We start from the raw sequence: 16,907 nt of genomic DNA, 5'->3' as shown, positions 1-16,907 counted from the left end.
CGCAGGCCGCATGTCTGATTTAATCCACCTTGATCCGCGTCTATGGCGCGCCCGCGCCTTTCTCTTCTCCCACTTTACTGATTGACTGCTTGTGGCCGCGTGGCATCAGTAAATCGCGGCTGGAAGGGGGAGTGGTTTAAAGACATCGCGCCGAGCAGCGAGCTGCGGAAATGGTTTCACGCCGAGCCGCAACGCTGGATGGAATTTGTGGATTATTATCGTAATGAATTAGCGCAGGGGACGGCGTGCGACAGGCTGTTGACGTTGCTTGAACAAAAGCAAGTCACCACGCTGCTTTATTGCTGTAAAAAACGCGCAGCACAACCATGCTATTGTTCTGCGCGATTTCCTATTGGAACGGCTAGCTCGTTAGCGAGTACGCGTAAAGGCGCCGTCTGCACCGCGGGTGAATCGAATCGTCTGGTTCGCTGTGGTTTCGATTTCCAGCTCCGCGACCATGCCTTGCGCATTCAACTGTAATTTAACTTCCTGACCCGCCCGTAAATTGCTGAGCGGCTTATCCCTGCCTTCTACCTGTGCCATCGCGAACACATCGCTGACGGGCAGATTGTTATCGCGAAAGAGCTGCGCCAGCGTTTGCCCTGAAGCAATCTCATATTGTCGCCATGGTGCGGACGATTGTGCCGGTGGCGGTGTTGTCTCAGGCTGCTGATGTGACGTTGCAGGCTGATTTTCAATAATCACGGCCTGCATCGCGGCCTGATTATCCTGTTGAGTAAGAGGGACGGGCGTGGTTCGAGCCGGTTGAGAGTGCTGCGGGCTGTAGGGCCAAAGCAATACGATCAGCAGCAGTGTGATAGCGATTAAAATCCAACGGCGGTGTAGGAGCGGCAAGGGCTCCATCCAGTGATAACCGTCGGGCAGATGCCAGATTTTTTGCAGCATGTCACCCACACGCTCACGGAAGGCTGGGGCAGATGGGCGTTCCTGATCTTCGCGCTTCTCACCGTCGTTCTCTACGGCTACAGCTACAGCATTTGAGGGCTGCCGCTGGATAATTCGCTGGCAGAAGCGTACTAACGTTTGATAATCCCAGGTGGTTTTCCGCTTCCTGGGCGCAATTCTGCCCATGGTGACCTCTCTTACTACAGTTCAGTATAAAAACGGCATCATATAAAAATGACGTCATTAGTAACGCTATGCCTGCCATTGCGCGCTATCAGTAGAAAAGCGGCGTTGGCATAAAAACAGTATCAGGATAATAGCGCAATCCAGTATACCGATAATCTGCATGAGCTGACCAGTTAACGCGTTGATGATTAAGGTAACCGATGAGCCAGAAACAGTAGAATTACCAGTATAGGCCAGGTTACCAGAACGGTTGGGCTGGTATGCGGTTAACGTGATTACCTGCACACAGGATTTTACCCCAATCCCCGTCGCTGTTATGCTGCGCTTTCAGTTTTTTACAGATTAAAAGGAACATCCATGACAACTCCTTCTTTTGATAGCGTCGAAGCGCAGGCAAGTTACGGCATCGGCTTACAAGTTGGTCAACAGTTACAGGAATCAGGTCTTGAAGGCTTGATCCCAGAAGCTCTGCTTGCTGGTCTACGCGATGCGCTGGAAGGTAATGCGCCTGCGGTACCTGTGGATGTGGTTCATCGTGCGCTGCGTGAAATTCACGAGCGTGCGGATGCGGTACGTCGCGAGCGCCAACAGGTGCTGGCAGTTGAAGGGCAACAATTCCTGGCTGAAAACGCGCAGAAAGAAGGTGTGAACAGCACGGAGTCTGGTCTGCAATTCCGTGTGTTGACGCAGGGCGAAGGTTCTATCCCGGCTCGTCAGGATCGCGTACGGGTACACTATACCGGTCGTCTGATTGACGGCAGCGTGTTCGACAGCTCTGTTCAACGCGGTCAACCTGCTGAATTCCCGGTAAACGGCGTAATTCCTGGCTGGATTGAGGCGTTGACGCTGATGCCTGTCGGTTCCAAGTGGGAACTCTATATTCCGCACAATCTGGCGTATGGCGAACGTGGCGCGGGTGCGTCTATTCCGCCGTTCAGCGCGCTGATTTTTGAAGTGGAACTGCTGGAAATTCTGTAATCTCCAGACAAAAGAAAGGCGCTCAGTGAGCGCCAGGTGCTACAGGCAACTTCCGGTGGTACGACACCCTTGGTGAGTGCTTTGACCACTTCCACATCACGCCCGGCGTCATCGTGCTCATGCTCCATCACTGAAATCGGTGCCGCGGCATTCATGCCTACTCCCTGGCTGATCATGGGGAAGAGGATACGCTCTTCTTTCATCATGTGCTGAGACAGCTCGTTATAAATCGCGGTCAGTTGGTTTGTCAGACCATGCGGGCAGTCGGCTTTCTGCCCGCAGCGCGGTTGAGCATTTGCTTACCGCCGCCACAGAAGTCCAGATTGAGTTCACAAAAGAGTTTGGTCGCGGAATCGTGATAGCCAACTCACCCAGTGATTGATCGCGGTATGCCATGATGATGCCTCTCAACAAATACAGTTTATAAATTGTATTTTTAACTGCATCTTTTTATTGAATATACCGCTTACGAGGTAGATGGTATTACAGTTCTCAAGCGATTGTGTGATGGTTTGCAATAACGCGGGAATATCCATTTTCGGCAAGACAACTTCTATAAGCGACAAGCATTCTGCATTCACGAATTCAAGCACCCGGGCGAGAGCTGCCAGTGAGCATACCTGTTCGCAGAGTATCGCGTTTTCATCCGCGCCTAGCGCGGCGGCAATGTGAATGACGGATATCCTGAGAGTAAGCATTAACCTTTAGGTGAATATTTCTAATATTTATTCCCTATGTTAATGAATTATTCTGGGGTAATTCGTGTTTTACAGCATTTTTTATTAAATTTTTTAATGAGTTTCTCGGGGGATGAATAGCACGCGTTGGCGTTAGCAAAATGTTAAGAACGGTAAAATCAGGAAAATGCGCACTTATCTGATAGTGGCGTAGAGCAATTCCTCGTATATCTTTGCCAGGCCGCAGTCGCGGTGAGCAAGGAGTTACCCTATGTTTAAGCCACTCGTCATCAGTGCCCTGTGTATGGGAATGTTTGTGGTTATGCCAGCGCCAGAGGCTAAGGGGGCCAGCATTGAGCTGATGCCCGGCGTTACGTTGAATATCGGTGAGCGTGACAGACAAGGTAATTACTGGGATGGCTATGACTGGCGTAGTGAGCGCTGGTGGCAGGAGCACCGGGGTTACCACCGCGGTGAACGTAACCGGCACGGTCACTATTGGGATGGCTGGCGCTGGCGCGATGCTCGTTGGTGGCGTGAGAGTCAGCGAGACAGACGTGATTATGACAAGCGCCGTTTCGATCCCCCTCGCGACGTGGGCGATCGTGGGCCACGTCGCGGTGATTGGGATCGGCGCGGGCATGAGCGGGGGAATGGTGACTACCGCAATGGGCGAGAATCGTTCCGCGACTAGTCAGATAAAAAAAGCGCCGCGAAAAGGCGGCGCCTGTGCGTCGGATACTGGTGCTCCCGACGGTTTTCGTGACGGTGGAATATACTTCGACCCAAATGGGGAAAACGTTAGCTAAGCCGATTGCCGAACTCACGTATTGGGCAGAGCAGAACATGGATAATGTGCCGCTTTTCCAGAAAAAGTTTGATGCGGCAGCAAATAATGCGATAGAGCCGTTGTAACACTGCCATCAGGCTCCCACCGAAGCAGGAACCTGCGTACACAAGGCCTGTGCGCTTATTTAGCGTGTTGCAGGTCGAGACGATAAACCGCAAACCCCGTTTCATCATTACCGACAGACGTCATCGGATACTGGGCTTTCTCTTTGATAAACGCCGTGGCTTTCTCTGATGGCGACGTTTCAAAACGGATATCCAGCGGCGTATCGCTGACGATGGGTGCCAGACGCCAGTTGTTATCTGCCTGCGGCTTCACTTCTCCCAACTTTTGCGTTTCCGCGCTGATGTAGGCAGCCAGCACGGAGCGGTTTTCATCCGGCGAGGCGAAAGCCACGAACTTCTCTCCTGTGCCGGCAAATTTCTCGCCGTAGGCGCGGTAGTTGTTGGTGGCGATCAGGAAGGTCGCTTTAGGATCGATCGGTTTGCCGTTAAACGTCAGTGCGTTAATACGGTGTGCTTTATCGTTGATTAACGCGCACTCGCTGTCATAGCGGGTAGGCTGTGTCACATCAATCTGATAATTGACGCCATCGATCACGTCGAAGTTATACGTGCGAAAGCCGTCCCAGTTGAGTAGGGACTGCGGCTCACGTTTGCTCGGATCGATTTGTTTGAACTGGCCCGCAGAGCACTCCAGCCACTCTTGTACCTGATGCCCGTTGACTTTCACCACCACCAGCGTGTTTGGATAAAGGTACAAATCCGCAGCATTACGGAAGGTGAGCTGGCCTTTTTCTACCTCGACATAGCTGGCCGGATCGTTTTTACGCCCACCGGCTTTAAACGGTGCGGCGGCGGAGAGCACCGGAATATCGGCCAGGTCGGGATCGCCCTGAATAAAGTGTTCCACATAGGCGCGCTGGGCATTATTGACGATTTGCACGGTAGGATCGTCCTGAATCAGCGACAGATAGCTGTACATGTTATCTGCGGATTTGCCGATCGGTTTGCTGACAAACTCGCGCGTATTCTGGTGTGCATCGGAAAGCACTTTCACCAGTTTGTCGTCTTCCGCCGCCAGTGATTTCTTCTGCGCTTTGTCATAGATCGGTCTGGCTTCTGCTTTCGCCTGTTCCACTTTCCATGTGCCGCTGTCGTTATTCAAGGTGAAATCGACGACGCCGAGGTGGTCGCCCCATTGCCCTGGCATCACGGCAGGCACGCCATTCAGCGTTCCCTGTTTGATGTCTGCGCCTTTGATGTTGGCAAAATCATTGCTGGGGAAAACGGCGTGCGCATGGCCAAACATGATCGCGTCAACGCCCGGAACCTGGCTGAGATAGTAAACCGAGTTTTCCGCCATTGCTTTGTACGGCTCGGCAGACAGGCCGGAGTGGGGGATAACAATGACCAGATCGGCCCCTTGCTTACGCATTTCCGGCACCCACTTTTTGGCACTTTCCGTGATGTCTTCTACGGTGACTTTGCCTGTCAGATTGGCTTTATCCCACACCATGACCTGTGGTGGGACGAAGCCAATATAGCCGATGCGCAGCGTATGCTGTTTACCGTCGCGGTCCGTAACCGTTTTGTTTTCAATGTGATAAGGCGTGAACAGTGGCTTACCTGTTTTGGCATCCAGCACGTTGGCGTTCACATAAGGGAATGTTGCCCCTGACAGCGCCTTGTGCAGGTAATCCAGGCCATAGTTGAATTCGTGGTTACCGATGTTGCCGACGGAATAATCCAGCGTATTCATCGCCTGATAAACCGGGTGCACATCGCCTGCTTTCAGTCCCTTTGCAGCCATATAATCGCCTAACGGGCTACCCTGGATTAAATCACCGTTATCAACCAGCACGCTATTGGTGGCCTGCTCGCGCGCGGTGTGAATCAGGCTGGCGGTACGCACCAGACCAAACTTATCGGTTGGTGTATCCTTGTAGTAATCGAAATCCATCATATTGCTGTGCAGATCGGTGGTTTCCAATACCCGTAGATCAACGGTAGCGGCATGAACGGTCGTGGCGACCAGCGTAGCAAGCAGGCTGAGTGCCAGTGAATGCTTCATTGCGTAACTCCTTGTGCGGTGATTATCGACGCGTGAGGCGATCGGCGGGTGTCTTTCATATCATGATGAAGTTAAAGTGATTATCGTCTCTAAATACTGAGGATGACATCAATAATGGCAATAATCGTAGATTGCCTCACAGATGTATAATGAATGACAGAGATGAAGTCTGCGTTACGCGTAACCGATAACGACGAGGTTGATCATGTTAGAAACTGTTTGCCAACTGGCTCGCGATGCCGGTACTGCCATTATGCAGGTTTACGAAGGTCAACATCCTGTGGATGTTGCGCACAAGAAAGATGATTCGCCAGTGACCGCCGCCGATCTGGCGGCGCATCGGGTCATTAAGGATGGGCTGACCGCGGCGTTTCCTGATATTCCTGTGCTGTCAGAAGAGGATCCGCCCGCATGGGAAATCCGCCAGCACTGGCAGCGTTATTGGCTGGTCGATCCGCTGGACGGCACCAAAGAGTTTCTCAGTCGCAACGGTGAGTTTACGGTGAATATTGCGCTGATCGAGAATGGTCAGTCTGTGCTGGGTGTGGTTTATGTACCGGTTACGGCCGTGATGTATTCTGCGGCAGCAGGTAAAGCCTGGAAAGAAGAGAACGGCCAGTGTCGGCAAATTACGGTGAAGCAGGCCCATCCGCCGCTGGTGGTGGTCAGCCGTTCTCATGCCGATCGTGAATTAAAGGACTACCTCAACCAACTGGGCGAGCATCAGACGGTGGCGATAGGGTCATCGCTAAAATTTTGTCTGGTGGCGGAAGGCGAAGCGCAGCTTTACCCCCGCTTCGGGCCGACGAACATTTGGGATACGGCGGCGGGCCATGCGGTGGCGGTAGCGGCCGGGGCGCAGATTCACGATTGGCAGGGGCAAACTCTGTCTTACACGCCTCGTGAATCTTTCCTCAACCCCGGTTTTCGCGTCTCTCTGTTTTAACTGCTTTAGTGCGATGGCTCATATTGTTGAGCGCTTAAGCCTATTTTTTAGGATAAACACGGTGAGAGGTTCCCGTAGGGATGCCTCACACCGTGTTCGCTCCGTGTATCTTGGTCTTAATAACGTCCACTTTCGAGCTATCGCCCCTACTTCTCTTCCAGCAACTGACGCAGCAGGGACATCACCTGCTGCACTTCCTGCCCATTCAGCGCGCCATCCTTCACGAAACGGATTTTCCCTTGTCTATCTAGCACTGCGATAGCCGAGCTTTGTGGCTGTAGTTGCCAGATTTTCCGCACATTGCCGTTGCTATCGACAATAAATTGCGACCACGGGAAGGCTTTCTTGTTGTCCTCAAGACTACTGCGTACAAACATGCTGGTGCCGATGATGGCATCGTCGGTATTTACGATTGTCGTCGTTTGGTAATAATTGTGCGGTAGGTTAGCGGCCTTTAACGCGGAGATGAGCGGGTTGTTCATCTCTTTGGCCGAGGTTCGGCCAGCGATGTGTTGTATTACCCGTATTTTTCCGGGCAATTGCGCACTGTTCCAGTTTTTATAACTAAACTGATTATTAAGGTACTGAAGTTCCCCTCTGTCCGCGACGCCAACGGGAGGAACCAATTGGTTGAGCACTAGCATATGGGCTGAGACAGAGAGTGAGACAAGCCCTAACAAAGGCGTGATAGAGAGCGCAAAGAGCAGGTTGCGTATTTTTATCATGGTATTTCCTTCTGTGTGGGAGCCCAATGCCATGTCTTATTATGGAAAATGGCAGGCTATGGAATAAGCGTAGATTCAGGAAACTGGTCTGTCCTGCTTCGCGGTAAAACGGTTTGTGCCTGGGAGCATAAAACCCTTATTTTTGAAGGTTTATACTAATGATTAAGGGTTTACTAAACACTGTTCTGTAAAAATCTGTAAAAGCAGTTAAGAATACTGAATAGTGGGGAACTAAATACCGTTTTATAGTACTAATTAGCAGTATCCGTTATCTCATTAGCGCTCCAGAACCTCAGCCATGTTGGTGAAAGGGAGAGCGTAGAAAAATAAAACGGGAGAGTAAAACGATGAGGATCTTCGAACGTTACAATCCTTTGAAAGTCGCTAAATATGTGAAAACCCTGTTTCGCGGGCGGCTGTACATAAAAGGGGTTGGTGCTTTTGAGTTCGACTACGGCAAAATTCTACTGCCAAAGAAACAGGATAAGCAGCATCTTCTGGTGATGTCTGAAGTGAATCGCCAGGTCATCCGGCTTCAGGCTGAGATGGGATGAATGATGAAGAAACGGCCCGTAGCGGGCCGTTTTGGTTGCTGATAAAGTCTGCTAACGGATAGATCGTAAAGACGCTGCAAGTACGACCATGTAAGTTCGGCTTGCGCAGATAGGTTTGTCATACATGTCTTCTGACGATTAATCGTCGCTATCAATCTTCACGCTGGATGAGATAATCGGGCGGTCTTCCAGACGCGTCACCAGTAGCTGATCGATCTTGTAGCTGTCGATATCCACTACTTCAAACTTATAGCCTGAGAAGCGCACCGCATCGGTACGTTTCGGGATTTTCCGTAGCGTATACATCATGAAACCGCCGATGGTTTCGTAGTTGCCGGAGTGCGGGAAGTCATCAATATTTAGCGCCCGCATGACGTCTTCTATCGGCGTACCGCCTTCAACCAGCCAGGAATTCTCATCTCGTGCGACAATCTGCTCTTCCATTCCCTGCCCGACGAGATCGCCCATCAGGGTGGTCATCACGTCGTTAAGCGTGATGATGCCGACGACCAGCGCGTATTCGTTCAGAATAACCGCGAAATCTTCGCCCGCCGTTTTGAAACTTTCCAACGCTTCAGACAGCGTCAGCGTATCCGGCACGATCAGCGCTGGACGAATCTGGACGCCGCTGCTCAGTACCAGGCTCTGGTTGCCCAATACGCGGTTCAGCAGATCTTTGGAATCGACATAGCCGACGATCTGGTCAATATGGCCATTACAGACCAAAAATTTTGAGTGCGGCTGCTGGGCAATTTTTTCTTTAATGCTGTCTTCCTGTTCGTGTAGATCGAAATAGACCACGCTTTCACGCGAGGTCATGGAAGATGGTACGGTGCGGGATTCCAGCTCAAACACGTTCTCAATCAGCTCGTGCTCCTGCTTACGTAGTACGCCAGCCAGCGCACCAGCTTCCACCACAGCGTAAATATCATCGGACGTGATGTCATCTTTACGCACCATCGGCAGCTTGAGCAGGCGGAAAATAACGTTAGCCAGGCCGTTAAATACCCAGACTAGCGGACGGAAGAGGAACAGGCAGAAGCGCATGGGGTTGATTATGCGGACCGCGACGGCTTCCGGTGCAATCATACCAATGCGTTTCGGGGTGAGGTCGCCAAACAGGATGAACAGGCTGGTGACGAGGACGAATGAACAAATGAAGCTGATTTTATCTGCGGCTTCGTGTGACATGAAGCGTTCAAACAGAATGGAAAACGTCGGGGAAAATGCTGCATCGCCGATGATACCAGCCAAGATCGCGACGGCGTTGACGCCAATTTGAATCACAGTAAAGAAGATGCCCGGCGTTTCCTGAAACTTGAGTACCAGATCGGCGTTGATATTTCCCTCGTCGGCCATCAGTTTGAGTTTAATTTTACGGGATGCCGCCAGCGAGATCTCGGACAGCGAGAAGAATGCACTGATGGCAATGAGACAAAGAATCAGCAATAGACTGTTTAACATCATTTTTAACGTTTTCGCATGAGTCGAAATTGACGCAGCGATCCTCAGAAAGGTGAACACATTATGGTCGTTATTGAAGGTATATGACCGGGCAACGATCTGCCCGGTTGGGGGGCATTATAGCAGGAGCGGTGAAATTACCGCCAGTGGTCAACGCGGAGGTGGAAGACAGATGCCGATGCCACCTAGCCCACAGTAGCCGTTCGGGTTCTTGTGCAGGTATTGCTGGTGGTCGTCTTCCGCATAATAGAACGGTCCCGCAGGCTCGATTTCTGTGCTGATAGCGCGGCTGTCACCGTTCTCTCTCATCGCCTGCTGAAAACGCTGAAGGCTGTCCTGTGCGGCCTCTTCTTGCTCGGGGGAGAGCGTATAGATAGCGGAGCGATATTGGCTGCCGATATCACCGCCCTGACGCATACCCTGCGCGGGGTCGTGATTTTCCCAAAACAGTTGCAGCAGTTGGTTGTAGCTGATAACCGCTGGATCGAAAACGACACGCACTGCTTCGGCATGATCGGTCTGCCCGCTGCACACTTCACGGTAGGTTGGGTTGGGCGTGTAACCGCCAGTGTAACCCGCCGCAGTGCTGTAGATGCCAGGCTGTTGCCAGAATAGGCGCTCGGCTCCCCAGAAACAGCCCATCGCAAAAATTGCCACGGACATGTGATCCGGCACATGCGTCATGGAATGCTCATGAACGACATGAAGTCTGGCCACTGGCATCGGGGTGGAACGTCCCGGTAAAGCATCGGATTGAGTGATCCGCTGCATTTTATCAATCGAATTCATCACGTTGTTAACTCCAGCTAAACTGGGTAAATAACCCGCTTTCATGGAGAGCATAACCAAGAAGCATTGACCTGTCTTTATATCTTAATGGTGTTTAATGTTAAGGTAATGTTTATCTGTAATTCCCCATATTGATGTTTATAGTTGAAAATATATTCTTAAGATGAAAAATTAGTATTTATTACTAAGATAATACGGCATTGGTAGGGGATTTCTGTGCTACGTGGCGGGTTGCCAGGTAAGCGTACAGTAGCGGCCGTCAACGCGGCGGGCGAAGTGATAAAAGCCATGCTATAGATTTTAGGCGACAGACTGATTTATCAGGGAGCTCAGTGACTACTTTCATTGCAAACAAACGTGTCATTGCAAAAAGACGTTTCACTTCAAAGAACCGTTTCATTGGAAAAAAAAGCGTTATCGGGCAAAAAAGCATAGCGGGACAAAAAAACAGTTTTGCTGGCTGTGGTGCGCCACGGTACCGCTTTCTTGGCCTGATGTGCGCGCTGCTCATGTTGGCATCGGAGAGCCAGGCGGCGAATGTGCGCCTGCAAGTCATGGGGCTGGAAGGGCAATTACAAAAAAATGTGCGGGCACGTTTGTCCACCATTGCGAGCGATGAGGTGAATGCCGATGGGCGTTTCCGCTCACGCGTCGATGAAGCGATCCGTCAGGGATTGCGTGCGCTCGGCTATTACGATCCACAGATCGGTTTCGAATTCCGCCCTGCCGTTAATGGCGGGCGACCCGTACTGATTGCTACCGTCACGCCCGGTGAGCCGGTAAAAATTGCCGGGGTGAATATCACCCTGCACGGTGGTGCTCACGACGATAAAGATTACCAGCAACTGGTTAAAGACGATCGCCCCGAAATCGGTTCGGTGCTGAACCACGGCGATTTCGATCGTTTTAAAAGCGGGCTGAACGGTTTATCATTACGCAAAGGCTATTTCGATGCGCGCTTCCAGAAAAGCCAGCTTGGCGTGATGCAGGAAGAGAGAGAAGCGTTTTGGGATATCGATTTCTATAGCGGTGAACGCTATCGCTTTGGTGCCGTACATTTTCAGGGCGCACAAATCCGCGAGGATTATCTGCAAAATCTGGTGCCGTTTCATGAAGGTGATGTGTATACCAGTGAGGATCTCGGTGAGTTAAATCGCCGCCTCTCCGCGACGGGGTGGTTTAATTCCGTCGTGGTGTCGCCCGATTTCGACCAGTCAAAAAGCACCAAGGTGCTTCCGTTGGAAGCCGTGGTGACGCCGCGAACCCGTAACCGTATCGAAACCGGAGTCGGCTATGCCACAGATGTTGGCCCACGCTTTAAAACAACCTGGAATAAGCCTTGGGTGAATTCATGGGGCCACAGTCTGGAAAGCAGCCTCAGCGTGTCTGCGCCGGAGCAATCGCTCGATTTTAGCTACAAAATCCCCTTACTGAAGAATCCGCTTGAGCAGTATTACCTGCTGCAAGGTGGCTTCAAACGTGAAGATCTCAACGATACCAAATCGGATGGTACGACATTGAACGTCGCCCGCTACTGGGATCTTTCCAGCGGTTGGCAACGGGCGATTAACCTGCGCTGGAGTCTCGACCACTTTACGCAGGCGAGCGTAACGGATACCACGATGTTGATCTATCCGGGTGTCAGCATTAACCGAACCCGTCAACGCGGTGGGTTGATGCCGGTGTGGGGCGATACACAGCGTTATTCCATCGATGTTTCAGACACCCTCTGGGGATCGGACATTGATTTTGCCGTAGTTCAGGCGCAAAACGTCTGGATTCGTACGCTGGCGGATAAACACCGCTTTGTTGCGCGTGGCAATCTGGGTTGGATTGAGACCAATAATTTCTCCCGCGTTCCGCCTTCACTGCGTTTCTTTGCCGGTGGCGATCGCAGCATTCGTGGGTATAAGTACAAATCTATTTCACCGCGCGATAGCGATGGCAAACTGACCGGTGCGTCCAAGCTGGCGACCGGCTCGCTCGAATACCAATACAACGTGACGGGAAAATGGTGGGGCGCGGTTTTTGTTGATTCAGGTGAAGCAGTGAATGACATCAAACAGAGTAACTTCAAGACCGGCACGGGCGTCGGTGTACGCTGGGCCTCTCCGATTGGCCCGGTGAAACTTGATGTCGCCATGCCGATTGGTGATGCAGAGAAGAAGAATGATGTGCAGTTCTATATCGCGCTGGGGCCTGAATTATGATGGATGGGAAAAACGAAAAAAAAACACAGGATCCGGTGACAGAAGAAAACGTCGCGCAAGATCAAGATAATGCACCGGCGCCGCCAGTACGCAAAGGGCGCTGGTGGAAAAGGATTGGCATTGGCTTCATCGCTTTCTTATTGCTGCTCATTGTTGGGCTGGGGCTACTGGTGGGCACCACGCCGGGACTGCATCTGTTGTTGAATACTGCCGCACGCGTAGTGCCAGGGCTGGAGATTGCCAGCATGAGCGGTGGCTGGCGTGATTTAACGTTGAAAAATGTTAGCTACGAGATGTCGGGTGTGACGGTAAAGAGCGAGGAGTTTCATCTGTCGCTCGCGTTGGGCTGTCTGCGTAAAAGTCAGCTGTGCATCAATGACCTGTCAGCGAACCGCGTCGATGTGGCCGTGGATACTAACGCCTTGCCAGCGGAGGAAGCGCCGCCACCGCCTTCGACGCCAGTAACGGAAATCTCTGCGCCGTTCCCGATTTTACTGCGTCAGCTAACGCTCAGTAACGTTCAGGTTACCGTGGATGACACGGCGGTTTCTCTGGGTGAATTCCGTACGGGTATGCAATGGGAAGGGCGCGCCCTGACGCTGTTGCCGACCAAAATCAGCGCGTTGCTGGTGGCGTTGCCGAAAACCCCCGTTGACGTGCTGGAAGATGGCAAAGTGACGGCGGCGGAAATGGCGTCTGTCGTTAAAGAAACCGCGAAGAGCGTGCGTGATGCCGCTGAACAAGGTTCATCGCAAACCGTTCATATCGATCAAACGCTGCAAATCGATAAAGCGTTAGAAGCAAATAATACGGTCGCGACCGCCACAACGACGTCACCGATACCGACAGCATCGACGCCAAAAACAGATAGCGCCTCTGACAAGCCGACAGTCCCTGAACAGCCGCTGGGGGAACGCCTGAGGGAGCTGTTCTCCAAACCGTTATTGCCTGATTTACCGCAGTTTACGTTGCCGCTGGATCTAAACGTCGTTGAGATTCACGGTGAACAACTGCGACTGACGGGCGATCGGGACATTGTGATTAATAACCTGTTTGTGCAGGCATCGACCCAGCAACAGCATTTGCGGCTGGATAAGCTGATCGTGCAATCGCCGCAGGGTGGATTGAATGTACGCGGTGAGGCGACACTCAGCGAGAGCTGGCCTGTCTCGCTGACGGCGAACGGCGTGCTGAATGTCGAACCGCTCAAAGGTGAAACGCTGAAACTAGCGGTCGATGGTGGCCTGCGCGAACAGTTGAATGTGGCGCTGAACCTCTCGGGGCCGCAGCGCGCTCAACTGGATGTACAAACCAAACTGGCAGAAGCCGGGTTGCCGCTGGCGTTGACGCTGCAAACCGAGCGCGTGCGTTGGCCGCTGACGGGCGCCACGCAGTATCAGGCCAGTAACGTCAGGCTGCGTTTTAACGGTAAAGCGACCGACTATGCGCTGTCGCTGCGCGGCGATCTGAGCGGGGCGGATCTTCCCCCCGCGACGCTGCTGCTGGATGGCAAAGGCAACGAACAGCAGTTTACGCTGAGCCGCCTGCGGCTGTCGGCGTTGCAGGGCAATGCCGATCTGAGTGCGCTTATCGACTGGAGCAAAGCGATTAGCTGGCGCAGTGAGCTGCTGCTGAACGGGATTAATACCGTTCAGCAGTGGCCTGAATGGCCTGCGAAAATTGACGGCAAGATAATAACGCGCGGCAGCGTCTATGGCGGTAGCTGGCAGTTGCAGGTGCCTGAACTGCGGCTGGATGGCAACGTGAAAGCGAATAAGCTCACGGCCAGAGGTGAATTGCGCGGTAACGCGGCGGGTCAGTGGACAATACCCGCGCTGAATCTGGCATTAGGCCGCAACCAGTTGAACGTCAAAGGCGAACTGAGCGACAAGTGGCAGTTGGATGCAGATATCAATGCGCCATCGCTAGACGGCATGTTGCCCGGTCTGGCAGGGCGCGCCCTCGGTACACTCAAGCTACGCGGCAATCTGCGTGAACCGCAGATGCTGGCGGATATCACCGCCTCCGGCCTGCGCTGGCAGGCGATGACGATTAGCCAGGTGAGAGTGGAAGGCGATGTTCGCTCCGAACAGCAAATTCAGGGCAAACTGGCTGTACGTCTTGAAGCGTTGAAGCAGGATGGCCTGAATATTGCGCTGTTGACGCTGGATGCCAGCGGCAATGAAAAACAGCACCAGCTTCGGTTGAACATGCTGGGTGAGCCGGTCGCGGGCCAGTTGGCACTTTCAGGCAGCTTCGATCGTCAGGAACAGCGCTGGCGCGGCACGCTGAACAATACCCGCTTCGACACGCCGGTGGGAGAATGGCGTCTGACGCAGGACATGGCGCTGGATTACCTGAACACGCAGCAGAAAATCACCATCGGCACGCACTGTTGGCGTAACCCGAACGCAGAGCTCTGCGTACCGAAGGCGATTGAAGCCGGACCGAGCGGGCAGGCGAGCATTCGACTGAATCGCTTCGATCTCGCGATGTTGAAGCCGTTACTGACGGCGGATACGGTGCTGGCCGGTACGTTCACTGGTGGCGCGGATATCAGTTGGCAGGCGGGACAAGGCTTACCGCAGGCGAAAGTCTCGCTGGTGGGCAACGGCGTGAGCGTTCGTCAGCAGATGCAAAGCAACACGCTGCCGATTGATTTCGACACCTTTACGCTGAATGCGGGGTTCGATCGCGGGCGGGCACAGCTTGGCTGGCTGATGGCGATCCGGGAGAACGGGCGCTTTAGCGGTGATATCCAGGTCAGCGATCTTCAGGGGCGGCGCAATCTTGGCGGCAGTGTCACGATCAACAATATTTCGCTGGCGTTGCTCAACCCTGCTTTGAGTAAAGGTGAAAAAGCGGCGGGTATACTGAATGCGAACCTGCGTCTGGCAGGCGATGCGGCTCGTCCTCAGCTTTTCGGCCAACTAGTGCTGGAACGGTTGGATATTGATGGCAACTGGATGCCTATTGATTTGACCAATGGTCGGCTGGCGGTGAACTTTAGTGGGATGTCGTCAACGTTACAAGGTTTCCTGAAGACAGATAATGGGCAGTTGAACCTCGGCGGGAGTGCCGACTGGTCGCGGCCTGATGCCTGGCGTGCGCGGATCGCGGCGAAAGGCCAGAAGCTACGCGTGACGGTTCCACCGATGGCGCGGCTGGATGTTTCGCCAGATATTGTTTTCGAAGCCACGCCACAGCTGTTTGCGTTGAACGGTTCCGTTAGTATTCCGTGGGCGCGCATTGTGGTTAAAGACATGCCGGAAAGCGCCGTAGCGGTGTCGTCGGATGAAGTGATGCTGGACGCTCAGGGACAGCCGCTGAAAAAAGCCAGCGCCGCGATTCCGATTAACAGCAACCTCACCATCCGCGTCGGCAATGATGTGCGACTGGATGCGTTCGGGTTGGCTGCCCGCCTACAGGGCGATCTGAAAATGGTTCAGGACGAGCGCGGACTGGGGCTAAACGGACAAATCGATATTCCGTCCGGCCGCTTTAAAGCCTATGGGCAGGATTTGATCGTCCGTAAAGGGCTGATTTTGTTTTCCGGCCCGCCGGATCAGCCGATCCTGAATATCGAAGCCATTCGTAACCCAGACAATACCGCTGATGATGTCACCGCTGGCGTGCGCGTCACCGGCATGGCCGCCACGCCGAAGCTGGAAGTCTTTTCCGATCCGGCCATGTCGCAGCAGGAAGCGCTCTCTTATCTGCTGCGTGGACAAGGTTTGGACAGCGGTGGAACAGATAGCTCGGCAATGACCTCAATGTTAGTTGGTTTAGGGGTTGCACAAAGTGGTCAAGTTGTGGGTAAAATCGGCGAGGCCTTTGGCGTAAGTAATTTAGCTCTGGATACACAGGGTGTTGGCGATAACTCTCAGGTTGTCGTTAGCGGCTACGTCCTTCCGGGTCTGCAAGTGAAATATGGTGTTGGCATATTCGATTCTTTGGCAACGTTAACGCTGCGTTATCGCCTGATGCCAAAGCTATACTTGGAAGCGGTGTCTGGAATTAGCCAGGCATTAGATGTGCTCTATCAGTTTGAGTTTTAGCGATGCGAATTATTGTTTACGGCAGTTTACGACGCAAACAGGGAAATAGTCATTGGATGACAAATGCGCAATGGCTAGGGGATTGTCAGCTCGCAGGTTTCGAGTTGTACAATCTCGGCCATTATCCGGCAGTGGTTCCTGGTGATGGCGAAATCCATTGTGAGGTTTATCGCATTAGTTCGTCGATTTTGACGGAACTGGATGCGTTAAAACGAGATGGTCACGAATATCAGCGTGAGCTGATTTCCACGCCTCTGGGCAGTGCCTGGATCTACCTGTACAAACACTCTGTTGCAGGGTTGACGCGTATAGCCAGCGGTGACTGGCTGAAGCGTAATGAAGAAGATGAGGCTGAAGGCGAGTAGCCAATCAGTCCATCGTCGTCATAAATAAAAACACCGCGTAAGGCGGTGTTTTTGATCGTGCGATATTTTGAGCCCGTAAGGCTGAGGAATCCCCAGAAAACAAGACAGGCATAGAGTTTTATGATC

General features: G+C 52.7%; 13 protein-coding genes and 2 pseudogenes. 9 read left to right on the top strand and 6 right to left on the bottom strand.

Annotated features, from left to right (window positions below):
- Nucleotides 1-10: 10 nt before the first annotated feature.
- Nucleotides 11-373 (top strand): annotated as a pseudogene (locus ACKQAD_RS17135) (DUF488 domain-containing protein).
- On the opposite strand, the gene ACKQAD_RS17130 reads toward ACKQAD_RS17135, so the two are convergent.
- Nucleotides 370-1,092: a LysM-like peptidoglycan-binding domain-containing protein gene (locus tag ACKQAD_RS17130; RefSeq protein WP_409161238.1), complete on the bottom strand. Its 723-nt coding sequence runs from the start codon at nucleotides 1,090-1,092 to the stop codon at nucleotides 370-372. The pseudogene ACKQAD_RS17135 and the gene ACKQAD_RS17130 sit on opposite strands and share 4 nt — an antisense overlap.
- A gap of 357 nt (nucleotides 1,093-1,449) precedes the next feature.
- Between ACKQAD_RS17130 and bamJ the strand changes: the two genes are divergently transcribed.
- The gene (gene bamJ / locus ACKQAD_RS17125) at nucleotides 1,450-2,070 is read left to right on the top strand and encodes a BamJ family beta-barrel-assembly machinery protein (protein WP_409161237.1); all 621 of its coding nucleotides are present in this window, start codon (nucleotides 1,450-1,452) and stop codon (nucleotides 2,068-2,070) included.
- 23 nt (nucleotides 2,071-2,093) lie between these two features.
- On the opposite strand, the pseudogene ACKQAD_RS17120 reads toward bamJ, so the two are convergent.
- Nucleotides 2,094-2,466, bottom strand: a pseudogene (locus ACKQAD_RS17120) (DUF542 domain-containing protein); the annotation flags it as partial.
- 552 nt (nucleotides 2,467-3,018) lie between these two features.
- On the opposite strand from ACKQAD_RS17120, the gene ACKQAD_RS17115 reads away from it, so the two are divergent.
- Together ACKQAD_RS17115 and ACKQAD_RS17110 are read left to right on the top strand one after the other, a co-directional pair.
- A complete protein-coding gene (locus ACKQAD_RS17115) occupies nucleotides 3,019-3,441 on the top strand; it encodes a DUF2502 domain-containing protein (protein ID WP_409161236.1) in 423 nt (140 codons plus the stop codon).
- Nucleotides 3,442-3,476: 35 nt separating this feature from the next.
- Nucleotides 3,477-3,662, top strand: coding sequence for a winged helix-turn-helix transcriptional regulator (locus tag ACKQAD_RS17110; RefSeq protein ID WP_409161235.1), 186 nt, complete (start codon nucleotides 3,477-3,479; stop codon nucleotides 3,660-3,662).
- Nucleotides 3,663-3,717: 55 nt separating this feature from the next.
- Here ACKQAD_RS17110 and ACKQAD_RS17105 read toward each other — a convergent pair whose 3' ends face one another.
- On the bottom strand, nucleotides 3,718-5,670 hold the full coding sequence (locus ACKQAD_RS17105; RefSeq protein WP_409161234.1) for a bifunctional 2',3'-cyclic-nucleotide 2'-phosphodiesterase/3'-nucleotidase: 1,953 nt from the start codon (nucleotides 5,668-5,670) through the stop codon (nucleotides 3,718-3,720).
- 205 nt (nucleotides 5,671-5,875) lie between these two features.
- Here ACKQAD_RS17105 and cysQ point away from each other — a divergent pair, with 205 nt between their 5' ends.
- On the top strand, nucleotides 5,876-6,616 hold the full coding sequence (cysQ, locus tag ACKQAD_RS17100) for a 3'(2'),5'-bisphosphate nucleotidase CysQ (protein WP_409161233.1): 741 nt from the start codon (nucleotides 5,876-5,878) through the stop codon (nucleotides 6,614-6,616).
- Nucleotides 6,617-6,762: 146 nt separating this feature from the next.
- Here the strand turns inward: cysQ and ACKQAD_RS17095 are convergent, their stop codons facing one another.
- Nucleotides 6,763-7,341: a YtfJ family protein gene (locus tag ACKQAD_RS17095; RefSeq protein ID WP_409161232.1), complete on the bottom strand. Its 579-nt coding sequence runs from the start codon at nucleotides 7,339-7,341 to the stop codon at nucleotides 6,763-6,765.
- 347 nt (nucleotides 7,342-7,688) lie between these two features.
- Here ACKQAD_RS17095 and ACKQAD_RS17090 point away from each other — a divergent pair, with 347 nt between their 5' ends.
- The gene (locus ACKQAD_RS17090; protein ID WP_005974755.1) at nucleotides 7,689-7,895 is read left to right on the top strand and encodes a DUF1107 domain-containing protein; all 207 of its coding nucleotides are present in this window, start codon (nucleotides 7,689-7,691) and stop codon (nucleotides 7,893-7,895) included.
- Between the two features lie 138 nt (nucleotides 7,896-8,033).
- Here the strand turns inward: ACKQAD_RS17090 and paeA are convergent, their stop codons facing one another.
- Both paeA and msrA read right to left on the bottom strand, forming a co-directional pair.
- Nucleotides 8,034-9,359 (bottom strand): polyamine export protein PaeA, encoded by a 1,326-nt coding sequence (gene paeA, locus ACKQAD_RS17085; RefSeq protein ID WP_409161275.1) that lies wholly within the window; start codon nucleotides 9,357-9,359, stop codon nucleotides 8,034-8,036.
- A 150-nt stretch (nucleotides 9,360-9,509) separates the two neighbouring features.
- A complete protein-coding gene (gene msrA, locus ACKQAD_RS17080) occupies nucleotides 9,510-10,148 on the bottom strand; it encodes a peptide-methionine (S)-S-oxide reductase MsrA (RefSeq protein ID WP_409161274.1) in 639 nt (212 codons plus the stop codon).
- Nucleotides 10,149-10,642: 494 nt separating this feature from the next.
- Between msrA and tamA the strand changes: the two genes are divergently transcribed.
- From tamA to ACKQAD_RS17065, 3 genes are read left to right on the top strand one after another with little or no spacing between them, the layout of a single operon-like run.
- Nucleotides 10,643-12,358 carry an autotransporter assembly complex protein TamA gene (gene tamA, locus ACKQAD_RS17075; RefSeq protein ID WP_409161273.1) on the top strand — a complete coding sequence of 572 codons (1,716 nt, stop codon included), beginning with the start codon at nucleotides 10,643-10,645 and terminating at the stop codon, nucleotides 12,356-12,358.
- Nucleotides 12,355-16,416: an autotransporter assembly complex protein TamB gene (gene tamB / locus ACKQAD_RS17070; protein ID WP_409161231.1), complete on the top strand. Its 4,062-nt coding sequence runs from the start codon at nucleotides 12,355-12,357 to the stop codon at nucleotides 16,414-16,416. The genes tamA and tamB overlap by 4 nt, the downstream gene beginning before the upstream one ends.
- Before the next feature lie 2 nt (nucleotides 16,417-16,418).
- Nucleotides 16,419-16,781 (top strand): gamma-glutamylcyclotransferase family protein, encoded by a 363-nt coding sequence (locus tag ACKQAD_RS17065; protein ID WP_409161230.1) that lies wholly within the window; start codon nucleotides 16,419-16,421, stop codon nucleotides 16,779-16,781.
- The last annotated feature ends 126 nt before the right edge of the window (nucleotides 16,782-16,907 follow it).

Source organism: Pectobacterium artocarpous, assembly GCF_046159765.1.
In the GTDB taxonomy this organism is placed as follows: domain Bacteria; phylum Pseudomonadota; class Gammaproteobacteria; order Enterobacterales; family Enterobacteriaceae; genus Pectobacterium.
This window is presented reverse-complemented; position numbering and strand designations above follow the sequence as displayed.

Bases quoted from the DNA above. Each gene is read 5' to 3' on its own strand.
- ACKQAD_RS17105 (WP_409161234.1), bottom strand. From the start codon at position 5,670: ATGAAGCATTCACTGGCACTCAGCCTGCTTGCTACGCTGGTCGCCACG.
- ACKQAD_RS17095 (WP_409161232.1), bottom strand. From the start codon at position 7,341: ATGATAAAAATACGCAACCTGCTCTTTGCGCTCTCTATCACGCCTTTG.
- bamJ (WP_409161237.1), top strand. From the start codon at position 1,450: ATGACAACTCCTTCTTTTGATAGCGTCGAAGCGCAGGCAAGTTACGGC.
- paeA (WP_409161275.1), bottom strand. From the start codon at position 9,359: ATGTTAAACAGTCTATTGCTGATTCTTTGTCTCATTGCCATCAGTGCA.
- ACKQAD_RS17065 (WP_409161230.1), top strand. From the start codon at position 16,419: ATGCGAATTATTGTTTACGGCAGTTTACGACGCAAACAGGGAAATAGT.
- msrA (WP_409161274.1), bottom strand. From the start codon at position 10,148: ATGAATTCGATTGATAAAATGCAGCGGATCACTCAATCCGATGCTTTA.
- ACKQAD_RS17090 (WP_005974755.1), top strand. From the start codon at position 7,689: ATGAGGATCTTCGAACGTTACAATCCTTTGAAAGTCGCTAAATATGTG.
- cysQ (WP_409161233.1), top strand. From the start codon at position 5,876: ATGTTAGAAACTGTTTGCCAACTGGCTCGCGATGCCGGTACTGCCATT.
- ACKQAD_RS17130 (WP_409161238.1), bottom strand. From the start codon at position 1,092: ATGGGCAGAATTGCGCCCAGGAAGCGGAAAACCACCTGGGATTATCAA.
- tamB (WP_409161231.1), top strand. From the start codon at position 12,355: ATGATGGATGGGAAAAACGAAAAAAAAACACAGGATCCGGTGACAGAA.
- tamA (WP_409161273.1), top strand. From the start codon at position 10,643: ATGTGCGCGCTGCTCATGTTGGCATCGGAGAGCCAGGCGGCGAATGTG.
- ACKQAD_RS17115 (WP_409161236.1), top strand. From the start codon at position 3,019: ATGTTTAAGCCACTCGTCATCAGTGCCCTGTGTATGGGAATGTTTGTG.